Origin of the sequence: Paenibacillus sp. P13VS (assembly GCF_015143645.1) — a bacterium.
GTDB lineage: Bacteria > Bacillota > Bacilli > Paenibacillales > Paenibacillaceae > Paenibacillus > Paenibacillus xylanilyticus_A.
Genome location: NZ_WYEV01000008.1, coordinates 141,760 through 158,279 on the forward strand (window position 1 = coordinate 141,760; position 16,520 = coordinate 158,279).

Below are 16,520 nucleotides of genomic sequence, written 5' to 3' on the forward strand. Positions count from 1 at the left end.
AGTGACTAACGTAGAACAATCATATTTCAATCCTAAAGAGGATGGCGCAAGCACCTGCAATCAGGTCTTGCGCCATCCTCTTTATTTGGATCCGGAGTATTCAGCGATTTGGCTTGAGGCGGCCAAGCAGTGTACCCATTTTGACGGAATCACCCGGCTGGAGACGGGGATCAGGTTCAAATGTGCCGCTCTGCGTCAGCAGTACCACAGTGGAACCGAATTCAAAATAAGCCAGGTCATCCCCTTGTGCCCAAGTGCTTGCAGCCGTATCCGCGTACTGAATGCTGCTTACGTTCATGGCGCCGACTTTGACGACAGCGACTTCTCCATAAGCATGACCGATATACGTAATCAGACGTTCGTTTCGACTTAGCACCGACTTCATATGCGTCAGACCAAAATCATTTACCGGGTAAACCTTCCCCTTGATATGCTCACTTTCGATTCTGTGCCCGCTAACGGGAGCATGAATCCGGTGATAGTCACGAGGGCTGAGGTACAGGACGAATGCATAACCGTGCTTGTACTTCTCCAGATGTGGTGAGTGGTTTAATAATTCAGCAAGTGTATAATTTTGTCCCTTAACATTCAGGAGTGTGCCTGCAGATACGGGCCCTGCTGCCGTGATTTTGGCATCGACGGGGCTGATGAGTGCATGTTCCGAAAGATCCAGCGGGCGCATGCCCGGCTTTAATTTGCGGGTGAAGAAATCATTCAGTGAACGATATTCCTTCCAGTCTTTCTCGGCTTCCTGAACAGGGATGTTGTAGGTCCGGACAAAATAAGGGATAAATGCCTTGCTTCCCCTGCTCTTGGAGAAGGCTCCCACGGTCCGGGAGATCCACTTGCGAGAAGAAAGCTCGGTCATTAACCGCAACAGCGTTTTTGCCATGAATATCCCCCTTAGGGTTAGTGCGAACTTCAAGGCCGGCAGGACCGGCCGTTCTGCATAATATTGACACAGAATGCCAGCGAAATCAATACGGGTACTTACGGTAGGTTTGCGGTTGACGCGGAATCTGCGAATTTTGCTCCATCAGCAGACGTCCATATGCCATGGGCTCACGGTAACTGGCCTTCCAGTGTTCGGGCATTCCCGCCTTGCGAAAACCGTACCGCTGGTCCCGTCCATTACATTCAATGAAGTAAATCTGTCCGTTTCTGGCAATCCCCAGATCAAGGCCCAGGTCGGCCAGATGCGGCAGGCTGGAAGCCAGTGTGCGTGCAATTCGGAGCCCGACTGAACTGATCCGGGCTTCGAGCTCTGGAATGCTGATTCCCAGTTCTTCTTCATCCAATGCTTCTGCCAGGGTCATCACCTTGCCCCCTTGAGCAATATTGGTGACAAAGGTGTGGGTCGGTGCTGCCTTGGCGAACATGCCCGTGATGCCCCATAGACCGTCAATCCCCCGCTGTACAGATACACGCAGATCTACGGGTCTTCCTTCGTAACGAACCAGTGGAATCCGTTCTTCAATAAGATATGCATGGCGAAAAATGCGTCTTAAGGTGGCGGAGGGCAGTTGTCCCCTGCTGAGCCGGAAGGTCGCCCATCCTTTGCGGGAAGCCCTGGTTTGGCACGTCAATTTCCAGTCCCCGTCTCGTTTATACAAACGCATGATACCGTGACCGATACTGCCGCTGCACGGTTTGATGATCAGGTCATTATAATGTTCCATCATATAAGCCAGAGACTCCGGCGTAGCTTTGGCGGCATAAGGGAGATGTTTCTTCAGTGCAGGATCCTGGTGCAGCATGTCATGAATATGATCCTTGCGATACCGATTCCGAACGTTAAATACCTGTATGCCCTGCAGCAGCAGCTTGGTCACCTCATGCTGATCTGCCCGGCGAAGCTGGAGAGCCCGATTATGGATAACGGGAGGCAGAGGCATTTTTTGACGAACGTAAACGCCATCCTTTTTGACATATGCCAGACAGGTCTTCGTCTCCGAATCCACATCTTCAAGCCGCAAAAAGCAAGGCGTTAATCCATAACAGGCCGCTGCCTGCTCATAATTCGCGAGCGATTCCTGACCGGTCCTTCCGGCCGGTATCCCCCGGTACATGCGTGAATCGAACATGATGCCGATCGTTTCTGGGGGCATGACCGTTCCTCCTTCAATATTATCGCGAGATGGATCGTCCATATATGGGATGCCGGTCTGTCAACGCATGATGGACATCACAATCACGCAGACCGGAATAATGATGCACCTTCATGCACCGGCGTGTTATTCATAGCTCAACACATCCAATTGAACCCAGGTAAGGGGTGAAATGAATAAAGCGCATTGCATTGTAAGCCGTTTTACGGATGTATGCGGAAGGCTTATGAAGTATCGTATGACATTTTTCCAGCAGGGGCGTGGACAGCCGCCTTACATCCATAGCCCGGCACAGCCTATTTCACTATGGACAGGTATATCTTTTGCAGTTTGACCCGCTCATCCACCCAATCTTACCTTCAAAAGTCGTGATATGAAGTGGCAGATGCCCATATCAGAGCATATGATGCCGGAGATGAACGTTAGAGGAAGGAGCAAGCTGCATGAGTAAAAAAGGCAATAAGAAGGTTCCTACGCCGAAACTGCGGCATGTGAGCCCCAAATTCAAGGAACTGGAACTGACCGAACGCCGTGCAGGCACCATGAATTCAGGTCTAACCCAGAATAGGGAAGAGCGCTTGAATACCAATAAACCAGATTCTAGAGCGAATCAGGCACCCGGAGAAATCTTAGACGAATCAACGGAACTTCCTGCCTCTACGAACGAGCTGGAAGATCTGGTTATTGCAGCCGAAACGAATGATCCGGAACCGGCCGCATCGAATAGCGAGGATGTCCAGACGCAAGATAGCCCTGAAAAGCAGATTCAGGTAAGCAGTGTGGTTTCGCCTGCTCTGGAAGAGCAAAACATCATCCAGCAGGAGACCGCAGGTAGAGACCGGTTGGAGATTCTGAACCAGAACCAGATGCCGGGCCATACCGGACATTATATCTACACGGATGATTTGAGTGATTATGCGGTTACGGAGAGCAAGCTGGCTCCATTCTCTGTGGATGACTCCAAGCTGAAACCGGGTTCAGTCGGCAGTGAAGCATTGCAGGATTATGCGGTGACCAGCATTCACATTGCAGATGGGGCGATTGTCTCCGCCAAACTTGCTGAGGCTTCGGTATCCGAGGAACACCTGATTGATGGCTCGGTGTCCGGTCACAAAATACGCAATGCGTCGATTGCCGGCGAGAAAATCAAAGACGGCAGCATTACATCGCAGAAGCTCGGCAATCAGGTCATCGATTCAGCCAAAATTGCCGATGGTTCCATCGGCACAAGACATCTTAGCCGCATGCTGGTTACAGAAGATTTAATCAAGAATCACGCGGTAACTGGAGATAAGATCGCCATTAGCGGTGTGGATACCCGGCATCTCACGGGAGGTGCGGTGCATACATCCAAATTGGCTGACGATGCAGTGACCACTTCCAAAATTCGTGAAGGTGCTGTCACAGGCAGCAAGATCGAAGATAAATCCATCGAGTCTCACCATATCCAGGACGGAGCAGTGAAACAGTCCCACCTGGCGGAAGGAGCGGTCGGTCGTTCGCAATTATCGATTGGCAGCATTGGAAGTGATCAGATCGAGGATGGATCCATACAGACCAGACATTTGGCTGAGGGTTCACTCAGTGGAAAGCATTTGCTGGATGGTTCCATTGGTTCAAGCCAGATTCGTGCTCAGGCGGTAGGTAAGGAACAGCTGGGCAAAGGGGAAGTCGGAAGTGAACACCTGGCTGAGGGAGCCGTAACCAGCAGCAAACTGGCTGACCAATCGGTTGGAACGGCAAAATTGTTGGAGCAATCCATTACGGCTTCCAAGATCTCGGACCAAAGTGTCATTGCTTCCAAAATTGCTGATGAAGCGATACAAGGCAAACATCTTGCCAAAGGCTCCATTCGAGCGGAACATATCGTCAATCGGGGAATTACACCGGTACATGTAGATAATGCTGCGATTCACTCGATCCACATTGCAACTGGAAGCATTGAGGCACCTCACCTGTCTGCCGGAAGTGTGTCAGGAGAAGCGCTTGCAGATGGGGTGGTATCCGAGCGGCATCTGGCTGAGGCTGCGGTGGGTACGTATGAATTACAGGATGCTGCAGTGACAGACACGAAGCTTGCGGATGGAAGTGTGACATCCGAAAAACTGGGAACCGGATCGGTTAGCAGCAGGGCGCTCGCTCCGGGAAGTGTCGCATCCTCACATCTTGCAAGCGGTGGTGTTACGGGTACACATCTGGCTCCAGGAAGCGTGGGATCCGAGGCCCTGAGACCCTATGCCGTGAAATCGGAGCATCTGACGGAACACGCCGTAGGTGTCCCTCACCTTCAGCCGGGTAGTGTTGAAACGGAGGCCATTGCACGTGCGGCAGTTACAACAGACAAATTGGCTCCTGGCAGCATAACTTCGGCTCAGCTGGCTGGAGGGTCCATTTTTCCGCCGCATCTGACAGATCATTCGGTCACCTCCCCCAAGCTCTCACCAGAGAGTGTTGCTACGGATAAACTGGCGGATTTTGCTGTCACATCAGCCAAACTGGCAGACGGCAGCGTGACTTCTTCCAAGATCATGGCAGAAAGCATTAATGCCAAGCATATCCCTGCCGGAACCATACGTGGTTATCATTTGAAGCAGCATGCTGTATCACTGGAACATTTATCGGAGGAAATACGTTCACCGGAGCTATTCGCCGATGGCAGTATCACAGGCAACAAACTGCGCCATGGGTCCGTAACTGCAGACCACTTAACAGCAAACTCGGTATCGGGGACAGAATTACAAGAGGGTGCCGTAAGCAGTAAGCATCTGCAGGCTTCCGTTGTGCAAACGGAACATCTGGCAGACGGCAGTGTGAAGTCGGACCATCTGGATCATCATGTCGTAAACTCACAGCATCTGAAGCCGGACATTATTCATGCCGAGCATATCGCTGAACATGTCATCACCTCCCATCACCTGGCTCCGGGGTCTGTTGAAACAGATCATTTGGCACCTTTATCCATTACAGCGGCTCACCTGCAGCCCGGTTTGATCAGTGGGCTGCACCTTCAGGCAGAGTCGACAAGTGCGGTTCACCTGCAGCAGGGCGCAGTACATTCCCGCCATATTCAAGATGGTGAAATACTTCCGCATCACATCCATGAACGCAGCATCGGCACGGTTCACCTGGAGGAAGAAGCAGTAAGTACAATTATACTGCAGGATGGAGCAGTAACAGGCTCCAAGCTGGCAAGCGGCAGTGTGGATGGCAGCAAATTGGCCGCAGGAACGATTGAGGCTGCCCACATTGGAGACGAAAGTGTGCAGTCCCGTCATATCCAGGAGGGGGCCATTCTCGCACATCATATTCAAGAGGGCAGTATTGGCGAAGTTCATCTGGAAGAGGAGTCGGTAAGTGCGGTTCACTTGCAAGATGGGTCGGTAACGAGTGCGAAGCTGGCGGAAGGCAGCATCAGCGGCAGCAAATTGCTCGCAGGAACGATAACCGCAGCTCATATCGCAACGGAAAGTGTGCAATCAGAGCACATACAGGCAGATGCCATCCATGCCGATCATATTCAGGAGCGGAGCATTGGTACAGTTCATCTGGAAGAAGATGCCGTAAGTGCAATTCACCTGCAAAATGGATCTGTCACGAGTACCAAACTGGCCGACGACAGTGTGAGTGGAAGTAAGCTGCTCGAAGGTGCGGTATCCGGTATTCATATCGCCTCCGAAAGCGTGCAATCCCGTCATATCCAGGAAGGAGCCATCCTTGCTGACCATATCCAGGAGCGCAGCATTGGCACACCTCATCTGGAAGAGGAAGCGGTAAGTGCGATTCATTTGCAAAATGGATCTGTAATCAGCGCCAAACTGGCAGACGGCAGTGTAAACGGAAGCAAGCTGCTTGAGGGAGCCGTATCCGATATTCACATTGCAGATGATAGTGTGCAATCCCGGCATATCCAAGAAGGGGCAATCCATGCTGGCCATATTCAAGAGTGCAGCATCGGTACAACTCATCTGGAAGAGGAGTCGGTGAGTGCAATTCATTTGCAGAATGGATCTGTAACCAGTGCCAAACTGGCCGATGGCAGCGTGAGCGGCAGCAAGCTGCTGGATGGAACAATATCCGGAATTCACATTGCAGATGATAGTGTGCAATCCGGGCATATTGAGGCAGGTGCCATCCATGCAGATCACATCCAGGAGCGCAGCATCGGCACAAACCATCTGGAAGAGGAAGCGGTAAGTGCGGTTCACCTGCAAAATGGGTCCGTCACGAGTGCCAAACTGGCCGACGGCAGTGTGAGCAGCAGCAAAATACTTGAAGATACGGTAACGGGAGTTCATCTTGCATCGGATAGCGTACAATCCCGCCACATTCAGGAAGGGGCCATCCTGGCTTACCATATCCAGGAGAACAGCATCGGTACGATTCACTTGGAAGAGGAAGCGGTAAGTGCGGACCATCTGCAAGGTGGGTCGGTCACGAGTGCCAAACTGGCTGATGGCAGCGTAAGCAGCAGCAAATTGCTTGAAGATGCCGTATCCGATGTCCATATTGCGAATGGAAGTGTGCAATCCCGGCACATTCAGGAGAAAGCCATTCATGCCGACCATATTCAGGAACGCAGCATTGGAATCTCGCATCTGAAGGCGGAATCGGTGAGTGCGATTCATCTGCATAATGGTTCCATCACAAGTGCGAAACTTGCCGATGGCAGTGTAAATAGCAATAAATTGCTTGAAGGTGCAGTATCCGCTATCCACCTGACAGACAAAAGTGTGCAAACCCGGCATATTCAGGATGGAGCCATCCTGGGTGACCACATTCAAGAACGCAGTATCCGCACAGCTCACTTGGAAGAAGAGTTGGTCAGTGGAATTCACCTGCAAAATGGATCCGTCACGAGTGCCAAATTGGCTGACGGCAGCGTAAACGCCAGCAAACTGGCTGAACAAAGTATCACTTCCAGTCACTTGAACGCGGGCATTGTAGGCCCGGCGCACTTGAGTGAAGAGATCTGGAATGCGATTCGACAGTTCAGTGGAGAAACGCTGGAGAAGCTGGCAGCGATCAAACGTCAGGAAGCGCTGCTTCAGGAAGAAGAGGAGGCTGTACAGCCATCACAGTCTGCCATCCTAACTGAACAGCCGAGTGCTGATCTGGGGGAAACTCCAGCGTTCCACACTCCGGGTCAGGAGCTGGGCCAACAAGTAACAGACCAACAAGTAACAGACCAACAAGTACAGTCCCAACAAGTACTGGACTCACAAGTACAGGAACAGCCATCACTAACCAATAATGTAGGAGAAACATTGGCGGAGGGTTCCTTGACGACAGTGGATGCAGTTCAGCCAGAGGTACTGCAGCCAGAACCTGAACTTCCGCAGGAGATCGATAAAATTACGGAGTTTGAGCTGAGTGAGCAGGCGGTTAAACAGGAGCATCTGAGTGAAGGTGCTGTTGGAAGCAGCCAGCTGCAGCATGGGGCAGTTGGGCCTGAACACCTGTCATTCCAGCCGGTTCGCAGTGTCAGTCGTCAGCCGGTCGTTCAGCAGTTCGGCATGGAAGCTTTTATCCTGCCTGAAGATGAAGAATGTGTTGAGGTAACGGTAGCATTCGAGCAATCATTCGCATCAGAACATTATGTAATTGTAGGAATGAGTAATGATCGCGGATTCCAAGTATCATTGCTGTCCCAGAGTGAGGATGAAGCGGTATTGGAAGTGTTCCGTACACCTGGATGCAAGCACACCTATGGTTTGTTGTCCTGGATTGCAGCGGGTCCTGCAAATTAAAAAGATACGTCAAGTCATGAAGTTCATGCACAAAAGCGGTTCCTGGAATTGTACGGGACACCGCTTTTGTTCCTATATTAGAAGGTCCTCTCTAAAAAGAGAAGGAGGAGGTGTGCGATGTTTATTTTGACGAATAGGCACTAAAGGGTGAGGCTGAATAACTCTTTTCCTGCCAGAAGCTTATGGAAATCAAGGACAAACGCCGTTTCCACTATTCCCTAATTACATAGAATAACGTGTACTCCCTTGGCATGTTGAGTATTTTTGAGGGTGGGAGGTGACAGTATTGCAGCAGCGTCGTCGTACTGTTCATTCAGCCGCCAAAGTGGTGAGCCGAAAGAGGAAGCCGTTGCACAAAAGACGTGTAAAACCCAAGCGCAAGAAGGGTGCGGGAACCCCCAGATACGTCATCTCCCCAATACGGGAGGAAATCCATCCAAACAACCCCATGCTTTCGGTGATCATACCGGCAATGAATGAAGAAAAGACGATTGGCAGAGTTGTTAGGCAGGCGCTTCGCATCTGCAAGGATTCCGAAGTGATTGCCGTTGTCAACGGCTCAACGGACGGCACGGCAGCAGCGGCACAGGCAGCAGGTGCAAGAGTGCTTTTGTATACGGAAGCTCTGGGTCACGATGCAGGAAGACGTATGGGGGCAGCGGCTGCCAGAGGAGGAATTATCCTTTTTACCGATGCAGATATCCCCATACCTGCAGAGCAGCTCGCTCCCTATGTGCAGGCCATATTGGATGGGACAGATGTAGCGCTTAACGATTATGACGGACCGGTTAAACGAAATCCTGTACATCCCGTGGTGGAGGCCAAGCATGTCCTGAACAGCATCCTGGCCAGGCCGGACCTGCAGGGAGCTTCAATGACAGCCATTCCGCATGCGTTAAGCCGCAGGGCACTTGATGTTATAGGCATTCCTTCGCTGGATGTTCCTCCGCTTGCATTAGCCAAAGCCGTGTCGAGTGGGTTAGAGGTACGCGCCGTTCATCATGTACCTGTAGGTAAAATGAATGCGGTACGGGTGAAACGGCGAAGCGGGCCAGATCCGCTGAGCCAAGTGGTGCTGAATGATCATCTGACAGCGATCAGGTGGATCACCGACGAACGCGGTCCACGCGGAGGGTATTCCGACCTGCAGCGTGTTCGCTGTCTGACGAGGTGAGAAGATGAAAGAACGTTCGAGAGTTGTCCGCCATCGTCAGACGATGAAAAGACAACTGGCGTCCAGACGTAACATTCCCGGGAGAAGGCGGCCGAAGGGACCAGCAGCCAGAGCTCCAGAACCCAGTTTGAATGCAGTATGGAAGTCGGGTCATCAGGCAGGACGCAGTGCACCTGAAGATAGGGCGCTGGCTGCCCAACATGCACGTCTTGCCTGGCGTGAGCACTGGCAGTCCATCTCGGGAAATTTCGGAAGCTATGAAGCTGCCATGCAGGCAGGGAAAGCATATATGCAAGGATACGAGAAGAGTGCAGGATATCCAGTGGATATCGTTCCGCTCCCCCTCCATCATTCTGCTGCCGCTGTTGTCTGTGCGTGCAATGAAGAACGGACACTCGGTAAAGTAATGGCACAGTTAAAGCGGCTGCCGCTGAAGGACATCATTGTTGTGTTGAATGGAACAACGGACGACAGTTTGAATCTGGTGCTGGCCGAGTCCGATATAACCCTTGTGTATGAACCAGATCGGGCAGGACATGATGTAGGCCGTGCACTTGGAGCGAAAATGACCGAAGCGGAAGCGATTCTTTTTGTGGATGGGGACATGGTGCTTCCGGCCGAACAGCTGGCCCCATTTCTATATGCAGTGGACCGGGGAAGCGATGTGGCCTTGAATGATCTCAATTCGTTACTGCCGCCTTTTGCCCGGCAGGATGATGTGAGCCGGATCAAGGCGTATCTCAACCGTACTCTCGGAAGACCTGATCTGGGATCCAATTCCCTGACTGCCGTCCCACATGCCCTTTCCCGCAAAATGGTTCTGACCGTGAAGCCTGAATCTCTGGCTGTTCCACCGAAGGCGCAAGCCATGGCGATCCGGCATGGTCTAAGTGTCACGGCCCCTTGCCAGGTGGACGTGATTCGTTCCAATCGTCTGCGTACCACGAATACAGGCAGTGGTAACGAAGTCGCGGGATTGATCATTGGGGACCACCTGGAGGCGATTGCAGCCTGGATGGCTTCAGCAGAGCATGGGCCGGCTTCACGGATGTTATCCCGAGCCGAAGTGGCTTACAGGAGGAACGCCCGATGACACTGACGAGCATCGTGATTCCAACGTATAACGGACTGGACCTGCTGAAGCCGTGTATTGATGCCATTCGGGAGTATACCGGAGCAGGCACACCCTACGAGATTGTGGTAGTGGATAACGGTTCCGTCGATGGTACGGCAGCTTATTGTGCCCGTGAACGAGTCCGATTTGTTCGATTACCGGAGAACCGGGGGTTCCCAGCAGCCTGTAATGCCGGGCTGCGTGCGGCCTGCGGTGATGAGCTGCTGCTGCTCAACAACGATGTCACGGTGACGCCGCGGTGGCTCGAAAATCTTCGGCTCGGACTCTACAGTGAAGCAAACATCGGAATCACCGGACCGGTAACCAATTATGCAAGCGGGATTCAGCAGGTTGACCTGGACTTTGGGAGCATGGAACAGTTCCAGCAATTGGCGGCAGCCAACAATGTCTCCGACCCAACCAGGTGGAAGGAAGTCAGCCGCATCGTAGGACTGTGCATGTTGTTTCGGCGAGAGGTCATGACGTCCATTGGTTTGCTTGACGAAGCCTATTCGCCAGGACATTATGAGGACGATGATTATTGCTACCGGGCTCGCATGCAAGGGTATCGACTGCTTGTATGCAGAGATGTACTTGTGCATCATCGCGGCAGTGCGAGTTTTCAGAAGACAGACCCGGCTGCATGGAAGCAATTGCTTGAACGGAATCGCTCGATATTTATCCATAAATGGCATGTCGATCCACTTGAATATATTGAGACATCCGATGAGGGAGGGAATGTGGAATGAAAGGTGTAATTCTTGCTGGAGGAACGGGAACACGGCTGTATCCTCTGACGCGGCTGATTAACAAACATCTGCTTCCGGTCGGTAAACATCCGATGATTGTGTATGGCATCGACAGACTCCGTCAGGCGGGCATTGAGGATATTTTGATTGTAATGGGCAAACATTCGGCGGGACTGTATACGGAGTATCTGGGCGGCGGAGCCGAGCTTGGGGTCCGGTTGACCTACCGGATTCAGGAGCAGGCGGGAGGCATTGCTGAAGCACTTGACCTGGCAAAGTCCTTTATTCTTCCTGGTGAAAAGTTTGTTGTACTGCTGGGTGACAATCTGTTCAGTGATGATCTGAAACCTTATGTTGATCGTTACGTGCAGCAGCCAGCGGGAACAGCACGTGTGCTGCTGAAAGAGGTGGATGATGCCAGACGTTACGGTGTACCTGTCTTTGACGCGAACCATCCGGAGCGCATATCGTACATTGAGGAAAAACCTAGCCAGCCGAAAACCTCGTACTGTGTAACGGGGATTTACATGTACGATGATCATGTATTCCATCTGATCGATGGCATTACGCCTTCGGCACGCGGGGAGCTTGAAATTACGGATGTTAATAACCACTATGCCTCTGCTGGCGGCCTGGAGTATGACATCTTGCAAAAATACTGGAGCGATGCAGGTACCTTCGAATCGCTGCAGGAAGCTGCAGTCCGCATGAAGGGACAACTGCCATAACATCATGCGCCTGATGCTGCCGCTGTGCGGTGCCCCATGGGACCCGAGTAACCTGCGCCGGAGCTGGAAGGAGGCTCCGGCGCTTTGTGCAGCGGCGCTCCCGTGCATGTCAAGGGAGGGAATGCCATGAGAGTAGCGAAACGGACCGGGCACACGGAAGCCAGGGCGACAGGTAAGCCGCGAGGTACTCGCCCGGCAGCATTTCAAGGGCAAGGCGTTCTGATGGTGACGGGAACCCCAGAGGCCGGAATCCGGCGGGCTGCCGTCAAGCCCGGGCATCGCACTGCGCGGGCCCCGGTAGGCGCGCGTACTGCTGTGCCGCGTAAGCCTGCCGGCAGGAAGGCCGCTGCACGCCGCCGCTCCGCTGGCAGGCGCGGGCATACCGCGGCTCACGGCCGCCGCCGCGCAGCACCCCGGCGGGCGCCGCGCCCGGCTGCGCGCCGTGCGCCTGTGCCCGCACCGCAAGCCAGCACGCCGAAGGCGGTGCCTGCCCGCGGTGCGGGCACGGCCCCGCTCCGGGCGACACACCACCCGCACGGTGGTGTCGCCCCTGCGGGGCAAGCTGGCGCTGCTGCCGGCTCTGCGGGCAGCGCCAAGGCCCTGCCGCCTGCAGAGCCGGCAGGTGCACCCGGCGGCTACGCCGAGGGCTACCGCGACGGCGTATTCGCGGGCGGAGAGGCGCTTGTGGCGCAGCATATCCCGCCGGACCATATTCTGCCTGCCGTTGCGGCGGCAGATCTGATCGCGGCGGGTTTCCGCCAATATGCGCCCAGCCTCACCCGTTTGGCCAGCCCCCACGAGGTGGCTGACCAGATCCGGGGGGCGCTGGATGCACAGCGCCCCCTGTCGGTCGTTCGCCTCGGAGATGGCGAACTGCTCACGCTGGCAGCCGATACAGTGCTGCCCGGCGAGCAGGTGCAGGAGCTGGCACCGTTCCTGCCTTACGCAGGGGTGCCGCGCTCCGTTCCCGAGATTCGGGCTGCGCTGGCTGAAGCAATACAGGGGGCGGATTGGGTAGGCGTTCCGATCTCGCGGGCGCCCACGTTTCAAGGCTTGTTATTCCCGGTGATGCGCCACTTCGGGATTGACTGGTCCCGGTTGAAGCTGACCAGTTCCACAATCAACTATAGCCTGCATCAGACGGGGCTGCTGCTGCCTATCCTGCAAGGCCGCCGCGTGCTGGTGATCGGCAGTCAGGCAAGCGGGCTCGGTGCACTGCTTCTCAGTCACGGAATCCATGTGACAGGCATCATTGGTTCGGTTGCGGGGGTTATGGATGTGCCCAGGGTGGTGCAGGAAACCGCAGCGCATTCCTTCGATATTGCTCTGGTTGCTGCAGGAGTTCCGGCCGTAATCCTGTGTCGGCGCATTGCCGGCGAACTCGGCAGGGTTGCTCTGGATTTTGGGCATTTGGCTGATAAATTGGTTACAGGAGAGCTTCATCTCTAATGGAGTCTGGCGGATGGCTGACGCGACGCGATGCATCCGGACGAGGGGAAATGGGGGAAGCAGCATGAGCAAACCAGGTATCATATCTAAGCATCGGGGCTCCGGACCCACCAAAGTTGTTCTGCATTCCGCTGGAAAGAGCACGGTTCGGAAGTCGGGATACAGAGGGAAAGGCAAACGGGGGGCTCGAGCTGTCAAACTGTACAAACAAGGGTACAGTAGGGGATACGATGAAGGGGTAAGACAGGGTCAGAGTTCTTTTGGATTGTTATTTGAAGGGGTCAGCATCATTATTCCGACCTATAACCAGCGGGAGTATGCCCTTAAATGTGTATCCAGTATCGAGAAACATACGCCTGCTCCCTACGAAATCATTGTAGTGGATAATGGTTCGAAGGACGGGACGGCAGAAGCGATGCTGCGTAAAGGCGGCATGGTGAGAGTGGCTGCACTGGAGGTTAACCGGGGATTTGCCGGAGGTGTCAATCAGGGACTAATGATGGCGAGAGGCCGTCATATCGTGGTGCTGAATAACGATACGCTGGTCACGCCAGGCTGGCTTGATAACATGATGGCCTGCCTGGACAGTGATCCGGAGATTGGCCTGGTCGGCCCAGTCACCAACTATATAGGAGGCGATCAGCAGATCGATGTTCCGTATTCCGAGGTGCAGGATATGTGGTCCTTTGCCGCCAGACACAACCGGCCTGACCCTGGTAAACACCGGGTAACCGAACGGCTTGTCGGCTTTTGCTGGCTGTTCTCACGAGACCTGCTGGAGCGGGTGGGATATCTGGACGAAGGATATGCGGTAGGCAACTTCGAAGATGATGACTGGATGATTCGGGTGAAGCTGGCAGGATATAAGCTTGCGGTCGCAGGAGATGCCTTCATTCATCACTTTGGCAGCGTCAGCATGAAGGCGCTGGGGGAACCGGATTTTGCGGCTGTGAACAAGGGGAACGAACAATTTCATTCCAGGAAGTGGGGAGATCCTCACGCTCTGGTCGCGAAGACATTGCAGCTTGCACAACATATGGCACAGGAGAATTCATCGGCAGCACCGGATTCCGCCCATTTGGGCAAAGCCAACCCGCGTCAGCAATTGTCCACGAAGGGCAGTCAGGACGAGGTACCGAAGACAAGACGCAGCAGCGACTTTTATCCGGAGGGCTGCTTCGTGTCCGATGCAAAAGGCGATGTATACCGTCTGGCGGGAGGACTGCGCCGCAAGCTGAATATTCCCGTGCCGCGAGGCATATCCCCTGTTCAGGTAGCCAAACCGGATCTGCTGGGGATCCCTGCCGGAGAAGCTGTAGTGTCATCAAGTGAAATTCGGGGCTGGCCGCTTGAAGTGAGGCATGTGCATGTTTCATCGATTCATGACTCGGACACGGGTTGGACGGAAGGCTGTATCCTTGCGGCAGCTGATGCGCCGGAGGTTCGGTATCAGATCAGCGAGGGCAGACGAAGAAAATTCGCAACGGTATATGCAGCAGAACGATGGGGCGTACATTCCGGTCATGTATTGAGCGTGTCTCCGGAACAGCTGCATGCAATTCCGGAAGGCTTGCCCATCATTGCACCGCCGCAGCTTTTAAACGAAGATCTGTAAAGATGAGGCTCGCTGTGAACCGGTTCGGCATGATGCGAGATGTAATGTGCAGCGTACGGCTCCATTTCATTTCGCATCCAGGCTTTCCATGCGTTACATACAAGGCAATCTTTGTGTTTATGGATGATTGTAAAGTAAGCGATTTCATTTTACACTATGACCAATTGAATCATCGCAGAGCTAACTTAAGCATGCGATATGGGGATGGTGCATGATGAAGAATGAAAGCATCGTACTGGCTGAACGAATAGCCAGTCATTTTTTGCAGGAAAAAGTTAAGGCAGCACATCAGATTGTTGGGAAGGGTTTCGTCAATCAGGTTTGTGTGGTCGAGACGGAGCAGCATAATGTTATTGTGCGTATGAACGATAAAGACCAATATCCGATTTTTATGAAGGAACGATGGTGCTTAGAGCAAGCAGCAGCCGTTGGGGTTCCAGGACCTGAGACGTTATCGGTTGGTATTTTGGATGAAACAGCTTATATGATACAAACGGTTGTCCAAGGAGATAATGGACTGGATGCAAAGACAGACACGGTTGAAATCTGGAGAAAGCTCGGCGAGTACGCCAAACGGATTCATTCCATTCCAGCGGCAGGTTTCGGCGAACGGATGGACCCGGTCTCGGGTACATTTTATTCCCCGCCGCATGCGGGATCAGATGGCAGCTGGGAGGGATACGTCCAGTACAATATCAATAGCTTGACGGAGCATGATCCCTTAATTGAGCTGGGCGTACTAACTCAAGCAGAATCGAAAAAGGTAAGACAGCGGTTCGAGCGTTTGAAAATGGAAACGTTCCGTTTTGGCCTGTGTCATGGTGATCTCTCGTTGAAGAACACGATGGTTGATTTGGCAGGTCAAATTACACTATTGGATTGGGGAAATGCAGAAGTCACTGTGGTACCGTATGGCGATATCATACATATGATACGATGCCAGATCCATGGAGAAGGACCCAATAGGGTAGAATTAGAAGCCTTTATGGAGAGCTACGGACTGAATGAATATGAGCTGGAACAGATGAGACTTGTCATGGTCTTGAAGACCTTTGATACGCTTAGATGGGCTATCGATCAAAGTCCAGGTGAGGTTGATTTTTACGCCGGGATGGCCCGGAAAGTCCTTACTCTGGTCAAGGAAGCATGCAGAGATGGATGGATGTAATCGCTTTTTCAAAAAAATTAAATTTAATCTTTCTATGCTGCTATAGGTTTATTCTATTAGGAGCTCCATTGACGCTTGAGGGTACGAAGAGTACATTTATAGCCATAATTCTTATTTAACAGGTAGGAATTAAAGGTCTGAGGCATGCCTCGATCTTATCCTTGAATACAATCAGGAGGGTTATCGATGTCTACATCACCCAAAAAAGTAGTGCTATGGAGCAAAACAGGCTGTCATTTCTGTGGAGAGGTCAAAGCGTTTTTGACGTCCCGGAATCAGCCTTTCGAGAACATTGAAGTGGAAGGCCATGATGTGCTGAGGGATGTGCTTGAAGCGAAATACGGCATTCGGCATGTTCCTGTGATTGAAGTTGGAGGAGAAGGCAAGTTTGAGGCTTTGCTGGAACCGGATCTGGAGAAGCTTGCCGCGCTTTTGGCCCATCCGGATGAGGCAGCAGCGGTCTGATCGTCCTTTGCACTATCGGATTAAATTCGTCGTTTCCCGGCTATAGAAAGCTGCTGGGACAGTGGAACGTAGCCGGGAGCGTACGAATGAACCTGTCTTATACAGATCTCTGATTTATATATAGAAAAGTTCTATTAGTCACCCCGTTGACCCTTTCACAGGGCAGTGATAAGATTTGTGAAATTATAAAACTGACCAAACTC

11 protein-coding genes are annotated in these 16,520 nt (G+C 52.9%); 9 read left to right on the forward strand and 2 right to left on the reverse strand.

Annotated elements, in window-relative coordinates; translation table 11 throughout:
- Positions 1 to 100 precede the first annotated feature (100 nt).
- Both asd and GUA98_RS20675 read right to left on the reverse strand, forming a co-directional pair.
- The gene (gene asd / locus GUA98_RS20670; RefSeq protein WP_153979858.1) at positions 101 to 892 is read right to left on the reverse strand and encodes an archaetidylserine decarboxylase; all 792 of its coding nucleotides are present in this window, start codon (positions 890 to 892) and stop codon (positions 101 to 103) included.
- Positions 893 to 977: 85 nt separating this feature from the next.
- Complete coding sequence (locus GUA98_RS20675) at positions 978 to 2,108, reverse strand: YheC/YheD family protein (protein WP_193724249.1); 1,131 nt, start codon at positions 2,106 to 2,108, stop codon at positions 978 to 980.
- A gap of 443 nt (positions 2,109 to 2,551) precedes the next feature.
- Between GUA98_RS20675 and GUA98_RS20680 the strand changes: the two genes are divergently transcribed.
- From GUA98_RS20680 to GUA98_RS20720, 9 genes are all read left to right on the forward strand, one after another.
- A complete protein-coding gene (locus GUA98_RS20680) occupies positions 2,552 to 7,855 on the forward strand; it encodes a WIAG-tail domain (protein ID WP_193724250.1) in 5,304 nt (1,767 codons plus the stop codon).
- A gap of 286 nt (positions 7,856 to 8,141) precedes the next feature.
- Positions 8,142 to 9,029 carry a glycosyltransferase family 2 protein gene (locus GUA98_RS20685; protein WP_193724251.1) on the forward strand — a complete coding sequence of 296 codons (888 nt, stop codon included), beginning with the start codon at positions 8,142 to 8,144 and terminating at the stop codon, positions 9,027 to 9,029.
- A 4-nt stretch (positions 9,030 to 9,033) separates the two neighbouring features.
- The gene (locus tag GUA98_RS20690) at positions 9,034 to 10,122 is read left to right on the forward strand and encodes a glycosyltransferase family A protein (RefSeq protein ID WP_227779891.1); all 1,089 of its coding nucleotides are present in this window, start codon (positions 9,034 to 9,036) and stop codon (positions 10,120 to 10,122) included.
- Positions 10,119 to 10,892 (forward strand): glycosyltransferase family 2 protein, encoded by a 774-nt coding sequence (locus tag GUA98_RS20695; protein ID WP_193724252.1) that lies wholly within the window; start codon positions 10,119 to 10,121, stop codon positions 10,890 to 10,892. Before GUA98_RS20690 ends, GUA98_RS20695 begins: the two co-directional genes overlap by 4 nt.
- Positions 10,889 to 11,620: a sugar phosphate nucleotidyltransferase gene (locus GUA98_RS20700; protein ID WP_095292014.1), complete on the forward strand. Its 732-nt coding sequence runs from the start codon at positions 10,889 to 10,891 to the stop codon at positions 11,618 to 11,620. Before GUA98_RS20695 ends, GUA98_RS20700 begins: the two co-directional genes overlap by 4 nt.
- 783 nt (positions 11,621 to 12,403) lie before the next feature.
- Positions 12,404 to 13,069, forward strand: coding sequence for a GT-D fold domain-containing glycosyltransferase (locus GUA98_RS20705; RefSeq protein WP_227779893.1), 666 nt, complete (start codon positions 12,404 to 12,406; stop codon positions 13,067 to 13,069).
- Between the two features lie 64 nt (positions 13,070 to 13,133).
- Positions 13,134 to 14,684, forward strand: a complete 1,551-nt coding sequence (locus GUA98_RS20710) for a glycosyltransferase family 2 protein (protein ID WP_193724253.1) — start codon at positions 13,134 to 13,136, stop codon at positions 14,682 to 14,684.
- A gap of 214 nt (positions 14,685 to 14,898) precedes the next feature.
- Positions 14,899 to 15,852, forward strand: coding sequence for an aminoglycoside phosphotransferase family protein (locus GUA98_RS20715; RefSeq protein ID WP_193724331.1), 954 nt, complete (start codon positions 14,899 to 14,901; stop codon positions 15,850 to 15,852).
- Between the two features lie 186 nt (positions 15,853 to 16,038).
- A complete protein-coding gene (locus GUA98_RS20720; RefSeq protein ID WP_153979853.1) occupies positions 16,039 to 16,317 on the forward strand; it encodes a glutaredoxin family protein in 279 nt (92 codons plus the stop codon).
- Positions 16,318 to 16,520 lie beyond the last annotated feature (203 nt).

Coding starts and splice junctions, on each gene's coding strand:
- GUA98_RS20715 (WP_193724331.1), top strand. CDS start 14,899: ATGAAGAATGAAAGCATCGTACTGGCTGAACGAATAGCCAGTCATTTT.
- GUA98_RS20710 (WP_193724253.1), top strand. CDS start 13,134: ATGAGCAAACCAGGTATCATATCTAAGCATCGGGGCTCCGGACCCACC.
- GUA98_RS20680 (WP_193724250.1), top strand. CDS start 2,552: ATGAGTAAAAAAGGCAATAAGAAGGTTCCTACGCCGAAACTGCGGCAT.
- GUA98_RS20695 (WP_193724252.1), top strand. CDS start 10,119: ATGACACTGACGAGCATCGTGATTCCAACGTATAACGGACTGGACCTG.
- asd (WP_153979858.1), bottom strand. CDS start 892: ATGGCAAAAACGCTGTTGCGGTTAATGACCGAGCTTTCTTCTCGCAAG.
- GUA98_RS20720 (WP_153979853.1), top strand. CDS start 16,039: ATGTCTACATCACCCAAAAAAGTAGTGCTATGGAGCAAAACAGGCTGT.
- GUA98_RS20700 (WP_095292014.1), top strand. CDS start 10,889: ATGAAAGGTGTAATTCTTGCTGGAGGAACGGGAACACGGCTGTATCCT.
- GUA98_RS20675 (WP_193724249.1), bottom strand. CDS start 2,108: ATGCCCCCAGAAACGATCGGCATCATGTTCGATTCACGCATGTACCGG.
- GUA98_RS20690 (WP_227779891.1), top strand. CDS start 9,034: ATGAAAGAACGTTCGAGAGTTGTCCGCCATCGTCAGACGATGAAAAGA.